The sequence below is a fragment of the Laspinema palackyanum D2c genome (assembly GCF_025370875.1).
Classification (GTDB): Bacteria; Cyanobacteriota; Cyanobacteriia; order Cyanobacteriales; family Laspinemataceae; genus Laspinema; species Laspinema palackyanum.
Window position 1 is genome coordinate 207896 of the sequence record NZ_JAMXFD010000003.1, and the last position, 16073, is coordinate 223968.

General features: G+C 50.9%; 9 protein-coding genes. 7 read left to right on the forward strand and 2 right to left on the reverse strand.

All coding sequences use genetic code 11. The annotated features are described in order from the left end of the window. Together NG795_RS06040 and NG795_RS06045 are read right to left on the reverse strand one after the other, a co-directional pair. The coding region (locus NG795_RS06040; RefSeq protein ID WP_367287759.1) for a two-partner secretion domain-containing protein at window positions 1-3192 on the reverse strand (3192 nt) is incomplete at its 3' end. 932 nt (window positions 3193-4124) lie between these two features. Then, the gene (locus NG795_RS06045) at window positions 4125-4262 is read right to left on the reverse strand and encodes a hypothetical protein (RefSeq protein ID WP_367287760.1); all 138 of its coding nucleotides are present in this window, start codon (window positions 4260-4262) and stop codon (window positions 4125-4127) included. Between the two features lies 1 nt (window position 4263). Here NG795_RS06045 and NG795_RS06050 point away from each other — a divergent pair, with 1 nt between their 5' ends. From NG795_RS06050 to NG795_RS06080, 7 genes are all read left to right on the forward strand, one after another. Beyond that, entirely contained in the window at window positions 4264-5403 is a 1140-nt protein-coding gene (locus tag NG795_RS06050) for a DegT/DnrJ/EryC1/StrS family aminotransferase (protein ID WP_367287761.1), read from the forward strand. A gap of 43 nt (window positions 5404-5446) precedes the next feature. Beyond that, window positions 5447-6337, forward strand: a complete 891-nt coding sequence (gene crtB, locus NG795_RS06055; RefSeq protein WP_367287762.1) for a cyanoexosortase B — start codon at window positions 5447-5449, stop codon at window positions 6335-6337. Between the two features lie 75 nt (window positions 6338-6412). Continuing rightward, window positions 6413-7144, forward strand: a complete 732-nt coding sequence (locus NG795_RS06060; protein WP_367287763.1) for a cyanoexosortase B system-associated protein — start codon at window positions 6413-6415, stop codon at window positions 7142-7144. Between the two features lie 208 nt (window positions 7145-7352). Continuing rightward, a complete protein-coding gene (locus NG795_RS06065; RefSeq protein ID WP_367287764.1) occupies window positions 7353-10124 on the forward strand; it encodes an SLBB domain-containing protein in 2772 nt (923 codons plus the stop codon). A 171-nt stretch (window positions 10125-10295) separates the two neighbouring features. After that, a complete protein-coding gene (locus NG795_RS06070) occupies window positions 10296-12482 on the forward strand; it encodes a GumC family protein (protein ID WP_367287765.1) in 2187 nt (728 codons plus the stop codon). Between the two features lie 834 nt (window positions 12483-13316). Continuing rightward, window positions 13317-15218, forward strand: coding sequence for a hypothetical protein (locus tag NG795_RS06075; RefSeq protein ID WP_367287766.1), 1902 nt, complete (start codon window positions 13317-13319; stop codon window positions 15216-15218). 541 nt (window positions 15219-15759) lie between these two features. Continuing rightward, window positions 15760-16073 (forward strand): hypothetical protein (locus NG795_RS06080; protein ID WP_367287767.1); only part of this gene is annotated, 314 nt, incomplete at its 3' end.

Here is a 16073-nt window from a genome sequence, read left to right on the forward strand (position 1 = left end):
TGGAGTGGGAGTTACCACTGCTTCAGAAACCGCTACAGGTTCCGATGGAGTGGGAGTTGGAGTGGGAGTTACCACTGCTTCAGAAACCGCTACAGGTTCCGATGGAGTGGGAGTTGGAGTGGGAGTTACCACTGCTTCAGAAACCGCTACAGGTTCCCCTGGAATCCGAGTTACTGCCGGTTCTGACACCGCCACAGGTTCCTCTGGAATCCGAGTTACTGCCGTTTCTGACACTGCCACAGGTTCCTCGGGAGTAGGAGTCACTGCCGGTTCTGACACTGCTACAGGTTCCTCTGGAGTGGGGGAGTCGGCTTCAGGTGCTTCCGTAGTTGGTTCTGGATCAACCGATGTCGTCTCCTCGACTGGAAGCGTTTCTTCTCCTAAATCCGTGGAAGAATCCTCCGATGTTTCCTCCTCGGGTTCAGGGTCGGACCCCGAAGGAGTTGATGGATCGGAACTCTCGGTTTCTTCCTCATCAGTAGCGGTTTCGTCAGGGGTTCCCTGGGACTCGTCGGGGGTTTCTGAGTCAGGGGATTCTGGGGAGGGATTGGGGTTGAGGTAAATGCGCGATCGCAAAACGGATTCTCCGAGGGACAGAAATTCTCCCGATCCGGTGGTAATAGCGGCAATGGCTCCGTTTTCAATGATGCCACTGCCATCGAGATCCCCAATCACAAATTCACTTCTGCCATGAGTGATGGTAATTTCACCGCCTTGAGGTGCAGCAGTGGAAATGCTGAACTCGCCACCGGTTTGGGACAGAAAAGCATCGACGATTCGCACGGAACCCGTGGTTTGAATGGAGACGTTGCCACCGATGCTTGCTCCTTCTGCATTAATAAAGGAGACTTGGAGATCATTTTGCTCGGTGTGCAGGGTGACGTCACCGCCAATACCGACTGTCGAATGGGTATCGATCGCCCCGGTGGAGAGACCCGAGAAAGAGCGCAGACTAATGATTCCGCCATCAGCAGCGATCGCCCCACTCTCTAAATTCCCCGTGGTGATCTGGCTATTCTGACTGTTGAGGTGAATCGAAGCCCCAGAGGTGGTGATGTCATCGGTGACAATGGCATCGGTGGCGCTAATATGGACCGTTCCCCCGGTAGTAGTGAGGCGATCGCCCAGGGTGACGGTACCTGTGGCATCAATGGTGATCGCCCCTTGACTCGTCGTAGTAGAGAGTAAATCAATGCTGTGAGCATCAATAGACAACTCGGCGATCGCCACTTCATTCCCGATCGCCCCTTCTAGGACAACATCCCCGATTCCTGCCTCCAGATTTAACTCAACAGTGCCATTAATCGTTCCCGTTACCTGAATATTGCCACCTCCGGCCTCCTCTGCGGTCCCCGTGGTGCGGAATGTCACAGCATCAGAAAGTTGCAGAGGACCCGTAATTTGAATGGTGTTATTTTCAGTGATTAAATCCCCAGAAATAATCTGATTCTCAGCCGTTAAGGCGATCGACCCTCCTTGCGGGTTAGAGGAAGAAGAAGCATCCAGGGTAACCCCAGTCGTATCAATGGGACCCAAATCGCTAGTCAGGGCAATATCGCCCCCAGCGGTAGAGATGGCTCCAGGGTTGAGGTCACTGCCACTGGAGAGGGTAATATCGCCCCCATCCGTAGAGATGGCTCCAGTTTGAATGCTTCCCGTTGCCTGGACACTCACCGAACGATCCGAAGGGGCGATCGCAATTTCTCCGACAACGATGCTTCCGGGAGAGAATTGGAGGGAGTCATTCACCGGGGGGTGTGAAGTGTGTATCCCCCCTGCACTTAAGTGAACCCCACCTGGGGAAGCATTGCCTTCCTCGGCGATCGTCAAGGAAATTTTTCCACCTTGTATGCCTCCTCCGGCATCAACCCCCAGATCTCCCCCCGTATAATTTCCAAAGACCACATTCCCTCTCGCCATCAGCAGCAACTCATGGCGACTTTGAAACCCTGTCGGTTGGGATGCGGTATTGACAATCATCAGATTTCCTCCGCCTTCCAAAGCGCCATCCAGAGTGATGTTGCCCTCACTGACTACCATCAGATTCCCCTGGACCTGGATTTGAGAATCGGGGTGATTGAGTAGATCGACGGTAACGCTGCGATCGCCGCGAATCTGCAAATTCCGCCCCACCTTCACCTCAACCGGATTCATCGGGCTATCTCCCAATCTCACCCCGTTGTCCGCTTGCAAATGCAAATTCCCCGTAGTTTCGATCTGAGTTTCTGCCGCCGTTAAATTGCCCGTGGCGAACACAATTGCAGTTTGAGCCTGAATCCCACGACTACTAACATCTCCATGTGCCAAGGGCAACCCTGAACCCGTCAAGGTGACAGTGCCATCGGAATTGAGCTGAACTCCCGTGGCATGAGTGCCACCCCCACCCGCCAACAATTCAGGTAAAGACTGGGGATCAAACTGATGATCTCGCCAGATGGATTGTCCCCCTGTGGTCGGTAACAGATAAGGGTCCACCTCAAAACTCAGGAGATGTCCGACTTGGCTAATCCGGACCAGACTTTGACCCGGTACCGCTGCCACAATTAGATTGCCTTGCGCCGAAAGAGTGCCCGTACTAACCACCGAACCTCCAAGTAGGGTTAAATTTTGATTCGGTCCAACCCCTAAATTTCCCGCATTCACGATCGCCCCAGTTTCCCGCATCGAAAACACAAATTGACTGGGAGTTCCCACCAAACTGCTGTACTGATTGGGTTGTTTCCCATCAAACCATTGCACCGAACCCGACCCGGCAAATCCCATCCGGTCTGCGGTCGTTGCCATGAATGAACCCGGAACATTTAAACTCGCTCCTGAACCAAACAAAATACCACTGGGGTTCATCAAAAATAAATTAGACTGACCTCCGGTGACTTGAATCAGCCCATTAATAATAGAAGGATTGCCCCCATTGATTCGGGTCAAAATATTTTGAATCTGGGGGTTAGACATAAAGTTAGCAATTTCTCCGGCACTCAGTCCAAACTCTACAAAAGTATGGAACAGGTTCCTGCCATCTTGCGAAAGCGTTCCGCCCTCAATATTGAAGGTATTCCCATTCGGAGTGACTTGGGTCTGGGTATCGGTGCCGGGAATGAGCGGTTGGGCATGGGTGGGTTGAATTGCCAGGGTCCCGCAAAGGGGAAGGGTGAATAACCACCCGATATAGATGCTTCTGAAGGGTGAAATCATGGATATTTCTCTTTTTTATGGGGCATTAAGGATGGGATGAATCCGTTGCCCTTTTTTTGAGGTTTGCTAGAGCAAATCGCTACAGTGTAAGGTTAGTAAAAATCAGAAAGTCTTGATTTGATCAAGGTTGGCTTCTGGTGATAAAAATCTCAACTTGAACTGAGGGTTTAAATGATTGAGTTTGGCGTTAATTTTGACGAGCCAGGGAACCCTCCCCATTAAAATGCAGATTCAGGTTGAAAGTGGGATCAGCTAGTTTTAGAATAAACCCGGTCTAGCTCAACTCCAGGGTTCAAGTTATTTTTCCCCAAGGGCATTTGGGATAACCTGATTTCAGGACTTTCATCCTATTTACTACTCTAACCTACCTCCGTTCCTCCCTTGAATAATTGCCCGAGTCTCGTGCAATCTAGTTTTCTCTGTACTTTCACTCAGCAGGACCAAAAATGGGGGAATTTTTATCCAATTAGTTAGGATAATTATGCAATTATTGAAAGAGATAAATATCCAATATTACCGGGAAGACTTGAGACATTAAGCTTGCATATATAAAATAAAAAAAGTGGCATTTCGTTGGCAAATCCGTGAGGGAGGACCAAGCCAACTTAACCCATCGGGCAAAAGGCGATTCCAATCCCTTAAAAATCTTTACAAATCCCTGGAAAAATTTACGAAAGCTTGACCCCTGATGTAGAGAGGCATTCGTTACCCTAGGACAAGATGCCCGCAATGCGATCGCCGGAGGGATCACGTGCATCTCTTATCCCCTGTCCAAGGGAAGAGAACGAGACAATCGAGAATTTTTACAAAGTCTTTACAATTGAGGGGGAGTCAATCCTTGATAAATCCCTCCTACACTTAAAGAAGAGGGAGCAATTTGGAACGGGTGCGGCCTTTGATTCGGGGACCCCAGCCGGAAAGAAGGCGGCTGCTCAGATCCCTGTGCCATCATCCCCCCTCCCCATCGCGTTCTCGGGAACGATCCAGAGTCCTGGGGAACCGTTCTCAACCCATTCCACCGGACTAGACTGCAACCCACTCAATCCCACTTCTGAAGTCTCTTTAACCATAATGAAACCCACTCCCGAAACTGTTCCATTTGTTGACCTCACCCAACAACACCAGCCGATTCAAGCAGAAATAGAACGGGCCATCCAAACCGTAATTGAACGCGGAGATTTTGTTTTAGGACAAGCCTTGGGAGAATTTGAAAACAGCTTCGCCCAAGCTTGTGGCGTGGAATTTGGCGTGGGGGTTGCCTGTGGGACCGATGCGATCGCCCTGGCACTCCAAGCATCCGGAATGGGTCCAGGAGATGAGGTTATCCTCCCCGCTAATACCTTTATCGCCACCCTGATTGGCGTCCTGCGGGTCGGGGCCACTCCAGTCCTCGTGGATTGTGACCCCGCCACTGCTTTAATCGACCTAGAAGCCGTAGAAAAAGCCATCACCCCCAAAACTCGCGCTTTGTTGCCGGTCCATCTCTACGGGCAAATGGTCTCCCCTGGAAGGCTCAGGGAACTCGCCGCAGCCCACAATCTGATTTGTGTTGAAGATGCCGCCCAAGCGCACCTGGCCGAACGAGAAGGAGTCCGTGCCGGTGCTGTAGGTCGGGCTGCCGCCTTTAGCTTCTACCCCAGTAAAAATCTCGGCTGTTTTGGGGATGGGGGCATGGTCGTCACCGGCGATCGCGAATTGGCTCAAAAATTGCGAAGCTTACGCAATTATGGCGCGCCCAAAAAGTATCTTCATGCCGATCACGGCACCAATAGCCGTCTCGATACCCTCCAGGCGGCCATCCTTCAGGCCAAACTTCCCTACTTACCGGACTGGAATCAAGCCCGAAATGCCTGCGCTCAACAGTACGATGCCTTGCTCGAACCCCTTGGCGATCGGGGCATCATCCCCATCCGCAACCTCAGTGGTAGCGGTCACGTTTATCACCTCTACGTTATCCGCATCACCCCAGAGTGCATTCTAAATCGGGACATCCTCTTAGAAAAACTGGGTTCCGAAGGCATTCAAAGCGGCATTCATTATCCCTTACCTTGTCATCTACAACCGGCTTATCAAAATTTAGGCTATCAAGCGGGGGATTTTCCATACGCTGAAGCCCTGTGCGAAGAGATTTTGTCTCTCCCCCTGTATCCCGGTTTGAGTCCTGCACAAATCGAGCGGGTGGTTGAGGCGATCGCATTAGCAGTCCGTTAGTTAAACCCTTTCTCCTTTCCCTATTGTTACCCCAGATAAAACTATGCAAATTGGGCATAAAGTTCCTTTTTCATTTGATAAAAATTACCCGTGGATTGTACTTGGAATCCTCAGCGTACTTTATACTCCCCTCCTCTTCCATTGGTACGACGGGTGGATGAATAAAAGCATCAGTCTCGAACATGAATATTTTAGTCATGGATTAATTGGACTACCCTTTGCTGCCTATATTTGCTGGCAGGACAAGCGTAAATCTTGGCAAAAACTGCCTCAACAGACCCATCCCCTAGGGGTGATTTTGATGGCGATCGGGGGAATTTTTTATGTCACCGGCTTACCCGATTTTGTCAATTTATCGTTCCCCATCGTCCTCGCCGGAATCTGTTTATGGCTGAAAGGAATTCCGGGCTTCAGGCTTCAAATCTTTCCACTCCTGTTAGTATTCCTAGCCACTCCAAACCAAGTCCCCTACTTGATTGCACCTTATACCCTCCCCTTACAAAGTTTTATTGCCGGTTGTGCGGGATTTATCTTATCCCATGCAGGATTGAATGTCACCGTAGAAGGAATTTATCTATTCGTCAATCAACGAGTGGTAGAAGTTGCACCACACTGTGCCGGATTGAAAATGCTCCTCACCAGTCTGTATGTGGCGTTAATGTTACTTTACTGGACGGGATCGAATGAGTCGCGGAGCAAAACCACTTTGTTTTTAGCCAGTACCGTGGCGATCGCCGTGATCGGTAATATTATCCGCAATGCCCTTCTGACCTACTTTCATGGGGCGGGTCATGAACATTTGTTTGAATGGCTTCATGAAGGATGGGGCGGAGACCTCTATTCCGCTGCCATGTTAGGACTGTTAATTCCTACTCTCAAAGGAATTGATTGGATTGTTCATTATTTTTCAGTTCCAATGGAAGACCCCACCTAACTGCGAGTTCGCCCCCCTCCAACCTTCCAGATTGTCTAAACCAATCGCGGGGATAAATCCCTCAAGATGTTGCTCATGAAAGTCATGTATTTACCCAAATTCCTGCATAATTATTCCCTAGCGCGAGTTGCTTTACTGTTATTTATGTTGGTCATATTCGCGGTAGGGGCAGTTCCCAGCTACTTCAGTGGAAAATGGGCCTGGGTCTCTCCTCCGAATCTAGTCAATCTGAAGGAGTTAAAGGAATTGACGAAGACGGGGTTAACCCTGAGTGAAGGGGAAACCAGTGCACCCCAGATTGTGAAAATTGGGGGTCGAAATTGGGTGCAGCAGAATATTCAGGAAGGCGATCGCTTCGTGGCGGGTCTGTTGTTGCTCAATCAAACGGGTCCGATGCATCAACCGCAAGTGGAGTGGATGGATATCGATGGATTTTGGCGGTGGAAAACAGATTCCGAGCGATCGCTAACCTTTGAGGTGAATCCAGAATCCACCCCTAACCCGAATCAAACGGTTCAGGTGAAAGCCCGATTATTCCGAGGATGGACCACGGCTCAAACCTACGCGATCGCCCAGTGGTATAGCTGGCCCACCGGCGGAAATCCCGCCCCCTTTAGCTGGTTCTGGCGCGATCGCCTCGCCCAACTCCAGGGACATCGCCTTCCCTGGATCGCCGTTAACCTTATTATTCCCATAGAACCCTTTGGGGAGATAGAATCAGTCAGACCCCTTGTTGAATCCTTAAGTCAAAACATTCAAAAGGCTTTAATTGAGGGTCCCTTTACTCCCCAGACCAAAAGCGAATGACCCCCTGACGAACACAAAGGGCAATCCCTGGGGACTCCAGAACCATTTCCCCTCAACAAGGGCGCATCTACGGGACCCCCTATTCCAGAGCACACCTTGATTCAGAAAGAACCCGATCCGCGTTTCTATCGGAATCTTTCATCAAAAGCTGGGGGAACCTTCCACCCCTGAACCCAAACCCCTTGACCCGTTGTTGTCATCAGTGATCATGATTGAATCCTCCCCTGTCAGACAGTTTTACCACCTCACTGCCTTGACCCTAGCGGGGTTACATACGGGAGCTACGGTCATGCCCCTAGCGGCAGTGTTGACCCTCGCCTTCAATTCTCGAATACCCGCAGGAATCAGCGCCCCAATCCCCCCAGAACTCGCCCAAGGGATACCCGCGCCCCAAGCTCCATCCTTGCCTTCCATTCAACCTGGACCCCCTGTTCCCCCGCCTCCGGGTCAATTCCCCCCGGCTACTCCTCCCAACAGCCCGCAACTCAGCCCATTTTGCCAACCTCGTCAAGGATTGCCCTTCCCTACACCTCAGCAGGCGATCGCCCCCCAACCCTTGACCCCCGCCCCACTTCCCCCTCCAGCCCCACCTCCGGTTCCCACAGCCCCGAACCGGGCAGCCGTCTCTCAACCCAACCCGTTCCTAGAGACCCCCTCTATCATTCCCGTTAGCGAATTCCCCAGGGTATCCTACCCCTTCGCCCCTGGGGATCAGATCGTCATTGATGTCCAACCCTATCAAAACATCAGTATTCAAACGATCATTAATCCCCAAGGGCAAATCGTCATGCAGTTATTAGGACCCTTAGATATCGCCGGGTTAACCGCAGAACAAGCTCAACAAAGGATTCAATCCGGTTTAAATCAATTTTTAGTTGATCCCCGAGTCAGTGTCGCCTTAATTGCCAAACGTCCGGTGAATATTACCGTCACCGGAGAAGTCACCCAACCGGGTTTTTATGCGTTCCCGGCAGAAAATGCCAGAATTTCCGAAGTTTTAGCCGCAGTAGGTGGGACGACACCCGGATCGGACCTGAGTTCCATCCTGATCCGACGTCCTCTGGGTGATGGCCGGTTTTTGCAACAACGCCTCAACCTGTTGGTTTCCCTGCAAGCAGGCAGTCCCCCGCCGGATCTCTTGCTGCAAGAAGGGGATATTTTGATTGTCCCCAAACAATCTTTAAGTGAAGCTCAGATTAATGACAGCAACATCGTGGCGCGATCGCGCCTTTCTCCTCCCCAACCCGTTGGCATCCGCGTCATTGGAGAAGTCACTCGTCCAGGGTTTTATAATCTCCCCCCCTCAGTCAATCCGATCCAAGATGCCTTAGTGATTGCTGGGGGGTCTACACCTGCTGCTGACCTGCGATCGGTCCGGGTGCGGCGAGTCCTCACCGATGGGCAGATCAGCGAAGAAACCGTTGACCTCTATACCCCGTTACAAACCGGCGCACCCTTTCCTGAACTGCGCCTCGGCAATGGGGATATCGTCATCGTCCCCACCCTCGATTTAAACGACGCCGCCTTTAACTACAACAACAACGTCGTTGCCAACTCCACCTTAACCACACCCCAACCCGTCGGCATTACCATCGTCGGTGAAGTCACCCAACCCGGATTCTATATCCTCCCCGCTTCCCCCCGTCCCATTCCGACTGCATTACAGCTGGCCGGGGGAACCACTCCCGTTGCTGATTTGCGAGGCGTTCGGGTCCGGCGAACCCTGCCCGATGGTCGCCTCAGCGAAGAATCCATCAATTTACTCTCCTCATTACAAGGCAGTACCCCCTTCCCCGATCTCCGACTAGCCAATGGGGATGTGCTGATCATCCCTAAACTCGGGCTAGAAGAAGCCCGGACTTATGACAGTAACGTGGTTTCCACTTCCACCCTAGCCGCCCAACAGCCTGTTGCCATTACAGTCCTCGGAGAAGTAGCCGCACCGGGATTTCATGTAGTCCCTCCTTCCCTAAGTCCTATTCCCACGGCCTTGCAGGCTGCGGGTGGGATTACGACTGGCGCTGACTTACGGACTGTCCTCATCTGTCGAGTGATGGCAAATGGCACCGTCAGTGAAGAACGGGTAAACCTGTATGCCTCCCTGGAAAACGGCACTCCTTTACCGGATCTCCGCCTAGGAAATGGTGATGTGGTCATTGTCCCAAAGTTGGGATTAAACCAGGACTCAGGATATAACCCCCGCATCGTTGCCGGATCCACCCTAGCTGCGGCCATTCCGGTTAATGTGACGATCCTCGGCGAAGTGGCACAGCCCGGATTTTTTACCGTTCCCCCCTCCGAGCGCCCTGTTGCTGATGCGATGCTAGTGGCCGGAGGGATTACTTCTAATGCTGATTTAAGGGCGGTACGGGTCCGTCGGGTGCTGGAGAATGGGGCAATTTCGGAAGAAATCCTGGACCTGTACACCCCCCTGCTGACTGGGGCTGAACTTCCTGAACTCCGGTTAGCTAATGGAGATGTGGTCTTTGTTCCGACCCTAGAAAGCAGCACCGATGAATATTACGATCGCGTCCTCGTCTCTCGTTCAAACCTATCCGTGCCGCAGATTGTGGTTCGCGTTTTGAGCTATCCTGCCGGGGGCATTAGCGTCGTTCCCGTCCCCAGTGGCAGTACCTTTGCGGATATTCTGAATGCGGTTCCCCTCCTGAGTGCAGATCTTAACAATATTGCCCTGATCCGCTTCGATCCCGAACAGGGTAAAGCCGTGACTCGGGAAATCAATGCCCAAGAACTCTTGCGCGGGGATCTGGCTCAAAATGTCCCCCTAGAAAATAATGATGTGATTGTCATTGGTCGCAATCTGGTGGGGAAAATCACCTATGCCCTCGGGACCTTTACTCAACCCTTCCGCGATATTCTCGGATTTTTACTGTTTTTTGATTCCTTGAGAGATAGTGCCACACTCCTCTTTGGACCCGGTGGCGAAGAGAATGAAAATAACACCAACAATAATAACTAATAAGCCCCGGACTGTTTTATGGTAGAATATATGGACGGTCTCTACAGGAAGTCTAACTTAAACCATAGAATTAAGAGCAGAGCCTCTGCCCTCCTTTCTAGGGAAGAATAGGGGAAGCAGACGCTCTCCTCTTAATCTTTAATATCCTTTATCTTTATCCCTATTCCTATCATGGCTCCACCCATTCTCAAGCGCTACGCGATCGCTTTTGGTAAATACAAATGGTTTGGCTTCGCTGCTTTTGTCCTCACCTTGGGCGGGGCGGGATTTGTGGCAATGCAACCCCCTCCAGAAGTGACCTATCGGGCACGCGGAGCCATGACTTACACCACTCCGGCGGTGACGTTTTCGGCAACCGGAAGCCAAATTCAAGAACAGGGTAAGCAACTTCCCAAAGAGATTCTCCTGGCTGAGAATGTGGTAACGGCGGTGGGAACCCAGGTGAATGAAGACCCCAAAAAATTGGCCCGGGAGGTGAGTTTAAAGCCCCCTAAAGCCGATGGCCCCCCTCAAATTGAACTCGGCTATACTCACGCCAATGGGGAAACGGCCCAAGCTGTCGTGCAAGGACTCATGGAAGCCATGATTGAGCAAAGTCGAATGCTCAATAGTTCGGCATTAAGACGGATGATTGACACCATTGAGGAGCGGTTGCCGGAAGCCCTAGCGGAACTTAGAGAGGCGGAACAGAAACTCGAAGAGTATGAACGGGAAGAGTCGGTGGCAATTTTGGCCGCTAGAAGTGGGGGATTGGCAGGGGCGATCGTTGCCAACCAAAATCAGCAGCGCGAGATTGGCTTACAGTTAGAAGGGCTTGATGCCCAGCTTGCGAGTTTAGAACAGCGCCTGGGATTGACCGCCGATCAAGCCTACGTCTCCCAAGCCCTCAGCGCCGACCCGATTATCGCCCAATTGAGAGCAGCCCTCCATCAAATTGAGTCCCAGCGTGAACTCCTCAGTAAAGATTTCCGCCCGCTCCATCCCCAGATGATTGAGTTGCAAAAGCAGGAAACCTCTTACAATGAATTGTTGGAGCGGCGAGCGACAGAAGTTATCGGTGGGGGAGGGATGGCTGCCCCCTTAATGAATAGCGCCCAAATTCGTCAGGACAGTAGTCTTGACCCGGCAAGGCAGCAGTTAGCGCAAACTTTAGTGAATTTACAAACCCAGCGAGAAACCTGGGTCCAGCAATTGAATTCTCTGACTCAAACGGAACAACAATTGCAGCGGGATTATCAAACCCTGCCTAATAAAGAGCTTGAACGGGGACGGTTGGCTCAGCAGGTGGTACTCAAGCAAGACCTTTACAATAAAATGCAGCAAGCTTTGGCGGATGCGAAAGCTGCTGAAGCCGAAACGTCCAGCAGTTTGAGTGTGGCACAACCCGCTTCGGTTTCTAAAAACGAAGTGAGTACACAACCCCCGGCGCTGATTTTCGCCCTGGGGGGAGTGGTGGGCATTTTAGTCGGGAATGCCTTGATTTTTGCAATTTCCTTGCTCGAAGGGAAATTTTATACGATGGAGGAAGTTCGCGGTGCTTTGCAGCAACAGGACCTCCGCATTCTGGGAATTTTACCCGAGGTGTTTACTCCAGAGTTCAATGCTCACGAGATGCCAATTTTGATGGATGCGGATTCCCCTTATTTGGAGTTTTATGAAAAGATCCGCAGTAATTTGTTGCGGATTGGAGAAAAAGCACCCAAAGTCCTGTTGATTACCAGTGTGGCTGCTCAAGAGGGAAAAACTTTTTGTGCTTATAATTTGGCGATCGCCGCCGCGCGTGCAGGGAAGCGGACGTTACTGATTGAAGCGGATTTGCGATCGCCCTCCCAAGCGCAGAGTCTGCAAGTGGCGATCGAACCCGATGCCAACCTCGAACCGCTGCGCTATTACGGACAGTTCCACCAATGCATTCGCCTTGCGCCGGATATTGAAAACCTCTACGTTGTTCCCAGTGCAGGTCCTCTCAAAAACAGCGCAGCGGCGATCGAATCTAACGAATTCCGCCGACTCCTTGAAGATGCCAGAGCTCGGTTTGATTTAGTGATTTTGGACTCTCCCGCCATGAGCCTCAACAACGATGCCTTTTTACTAGAACCCTTTAGCGATGGGATGATTCTCATCACCCGCCCCCTATACACCCAAGGCGGAATGCTCACGGAATATGTTGAACCCCTGACTGAATCAGAAACAGTCCAACTCTTAGGTGCTGTAATTAATGGTGCCGATATTCCCGTCGCACTACCGGAAAGCATTCCCAGCAAACCACCCTTAACCCTCGCCCACAGCCACGATGCTCCCCAGCTTGAATCAATAGACAGCAAGCCGCCCAAAATACCCACCCGCACCAGTCGGTAGAAGGGTTTGTTGGCTCTAGTCCAATTGAATGTTAGTCCCCCTTTCTCTTGGGGGATCACAGAATTTCCGCGATCGCCTGTCTCAATCATTCAAACCACCAAGGATGCAAAACCCGCCAGGAGTTGACCCTACAACCAACGCCCAACTGATTGAAATTCGCTATATTCTAGGGGAGCGGTACAGGTTTAGAACCCACGGACAAAAAACCGGGCTTCTTGATAAAATTTCTGCATAAGCGGAACCAATCTGTGGTATTCAACCAGTTTTTCCCCGTTACTATACCCGCGCTCTATGCCTTAAAACAAGTCGGAATCCTGGGCCATAATTTCCAGTTCGGGCCCGGTTTTTTATTATTTAAAGTCAAACTATTCTACATAGTCAATCCCACTATAACTCTTTTAAAATTTAGCAGATATCCCCTAAACTTTTTCTATTATAAAGCGTCCCCGTTTCTGAGGAAGGGTTTCCCTGTATCAGGACAAGGGGACAAAAACTTTGGCTTTTGAGATTTTGGGAAGTAGTCTGATTAATGTTCCTTTGGTCAGGATCCAAGAGTTTCTTCTGAAATTGCCCGTCCGCCTTTCGAGAAGCCTTCTTTCCGTCGGAAAATTTCGACACTTTTTACAGGTTTAAAATTTTAACCCGTCCGCTCAAATAACTGGGTGTGTTGATGAGCGGGAACAATGCTATTGTGGATGAGCGTCACGCAACGTTAAGCTCAAGCACCGAGGGGAGCTTAGGTTTGACAATTTATAGATAGGAAAGGCTTGTATTTCCGGAGAGCAATGTGGTTCACTGGATACTTGTTTAAACATGGTATGGGGAGTTTTAGGTGTGTTCTTACATCAGCTTGTATTGCGTCTGAGTTTGCTGGCCGGTATTAGTGCAGCCATAGTGCTGCCCTCAGGATTAAGTTTAGCCAATCCGCACCCCGTCCAGGGCCTGAACACAACCGGGCAGACTGCTGAGTTGCCCAACAGCAAACAGAATACCAGACCTGTTCCACCCACTACTCCAACCCAGGAGTCAGTGGTTACCTACACTCAACGAGAACTCGAACAGATCATCCTCCTGTTCCGAGAGGTCGAACGACAAGGACTAAGGCCCCAACAAGCTCAGGAGATCCAATCCCTGATTCGGGAATTAGAACAACTCAGCACTCAGGGGCAGCCCCAGGTGGTCCTCTCCTCTAGGCAAGCGCAACAAGTTCGCGGGTTGCTGACTTCCCTAACCCCTCAAGAAATCTCACAGATTCAGGAAGCCCTGGACTTGCCGGAAGTGCAAGTGGGTTTATTCACCCAACAAGAGATTTCTGAAATTTTATTAATCCTAAACGGAATTCAACAGCTAAGACTCCGGCCCCAGCAAACCCAGGAGATTTCCAGGCTAATTCAAGATTTAGAAGCAATTCAAGCACAGGGGCAGCCCCAAGCGATTCTATCTCCTGAGCAAACCCAACTGGTCCTGTCGCTGATCGAGTCACTGACTCAAGAAGAACGCGCCCAGATCCAATCTGCGGTAGGTGTGGAACTCGCCCGGGGGACTCGCCTCGATCGCGCAACGGTACAAGAGTTGATCTCATTTCTGAGAGTCATCCAACGGTTAAATTTGCGACCCCAACAACGGCAGGAAATCCAAAGTCTGGTCGAGGAACTACAGGCTCTTGAAGCCCAAGGGGAACTGGTGGTGATTTTATCTCCACAGCGAGCCGAACAGCTCCAAAACTTAATTGGCTCTCTGAGTGAGGAAGAACTAGCTCAAATTGAGCAAAACATTGACTCCCAAGGGCCAACCCCCCGGCGGTTTACTCCTGAAGAAGTCGCTGAACTCCTGGTGGTTTTAGAAGCAGCCCGAGAGCAGGACCTCACCCCGGAGCAACTCCAGCAAGTGAATGAGTTAACCGAAATCCTGCAACGCCGACAAGCGGAAACAGACGGAGATATTATTCTCCCCTCTGCAGAAGTTCAGATTTTGCTGAGTTTTCTTGACTCATTAACGGACAGACAACTCCGAAATCTCGCCGTTGCCTTGGGTTCAGCGGGGAATTTTCCGGGAATTACCCTCAGTAACCCGAGTGGGTTTGGTGGGGCTTGGGGTAATCTTGGGGTTGGGGCACAGTTTAACAACCGAAATCGTTATACGTCGGAAGATGGGTCAATCTCCATATCGATGGGGTTGGGAGATCCTGTGGAGGCGATCGGCTTCGATGTTATCCTCGCGCTTACAGGGTTGTCTAATGAGAGTGGACAACAGGATAATCTCGGTGCAGGTAGTATCAGTCTTCAAGCCACTCGGGTACTCCCGAACAATTTTTCCGTTTCCGTGGGAGTGGTCAACCTTGTAGATTGGATAGATGCTGCCAGTGATACAGGTCGCAGTTTTTATAGCGCGGTGAGTAAGGTCCTGATTTTCGATGAGGACCTTGAAAAACCCTTTAGTCTGGGGTTTGTAACCCTAGGGGTTGGCAATGGGGTCTTCCGAACCGAACCCAATGTCGATCCTACGGATGAATTTGGCGGGACCCAATTGAATATATTTGGGAGTTTTGCTACCTCTATGGGTTCCCAGGCTCATGCGATCGCCGAGTGGACCGGGCAAGACTTGACAATGGGCTTATCTGTGGTACCCTTTAAGAGGATTCCCTTGGTCGCGAGCTTTGGACTCAATGACTTAACTGGTAACGCTGGTGATGGGGTGCGCTTAAATTTGAGTATAGTCTACGGCATTTCTTTTTAAAGAACAACGCGGGCCTTTTTCTCTCCTTTTTGGAGAAAGCGAAAAATGCACTGCAATCTCTAGTTACGATAAAACAAGTAAAGGCATTAACCAAACAATGAACAGGTTTGGTAATCCCGGCTCAAGGGTAAAGGGGTATTTAAAAATACCTATCCAGTCCAAGTGGGAATAAAATTAACAAACTCCCAAGCCTTTGATGCAAAGAGTAGCAGAACCCTCTCAAAATATGACGTTAAGTCACCAGGTCAATTCTTCGTCCTATCACCCCACTGATGTTCCCAAATGAGATAGGGTTGTAAGGTTGAAATCAGTCAGCTACTTCATCTCCTTTTCGGGGATTGAAGTGATCCAGATGGTAGATGTCTTGTATCCAAGACTCTAGGGAGTGTTTGCGTCAACGTTGATGGGCAGTCGATTAGAGTTTGAGTTTTTAAACTCTCGGCGCTCCAATATGAGGGCCAACTGTCCATAGGAAGCGGCTATACCCGCATCGCTTCCTCCCAACTTTTTTGAGTTGGGTATTCTCGCGGGATGTGGTTATATGAACGGAAAACAGCGATTCTCGAAACTTAAATCATCCAGTAGCCGCCTCTTATTTGTAGGTATTGCGGCTACTGCCTCTGCGATTTCAATCTCAGTCGCGGAACCGGCAAACGCTCAGCTATCTCCCGGTGGCCAGCTGCCTAACTCTCCCGGGCCGATTATTCCGGCAGATCCGATTACCCCTGCGGTTCCCATTGGTACACCAGTAGCGCCGCCGCCGACGCCTCCGGTCCAGCCGCCGCCGACGCCTCCGGTCCAGCCGCCGCCGACGCCTCCGGTCCAACCGCCGCCGACGCCTCCGGTCCAGCCGCC

Coding starts and splice junctions, on each gene's coding strand:
- NG795_RS06045 (WP_367287760.1), bottom strand. CDS start 4,262: ATGGTTAAAGAGACTTCAGAAGTGGGATTGAGTGGGTTGCAGTCTAGT.
- NG795_RS06050 (WP_367287761.1), top strand. CDS start 4,264: ATGAAACCCACTCCCGAAACTGTTCCATTTGTTGACCTCACCCAACAA.
- crtB (WP_367287762.1), top strand. CDS start 5,447: ATGCAAATTGGGCATAAAGTTCCTTTTTCATTTGATAAAAATTACCCG.
- NG795_RS06060 (WP_367287763.1), top strand. CDS start 6,413: ATGAAAGTCATGTATTTACCCAAATTCCTGCATAATTATTCCCTAGCG.
- NG795_RS06065 (WP_367287764.1), top strand. CDS start 7,353: ATGATTGAATCCTCCCCTGTCAGACAGTTTTACCACCTCACTGCCTTG.
- NG795_RS06070 (WP_367287765.1), top strand. CDS start 10,296: ATGGCTCCACCCATTCTCAAGCGCTACGCGATCGCTTTTGGTAAATAC.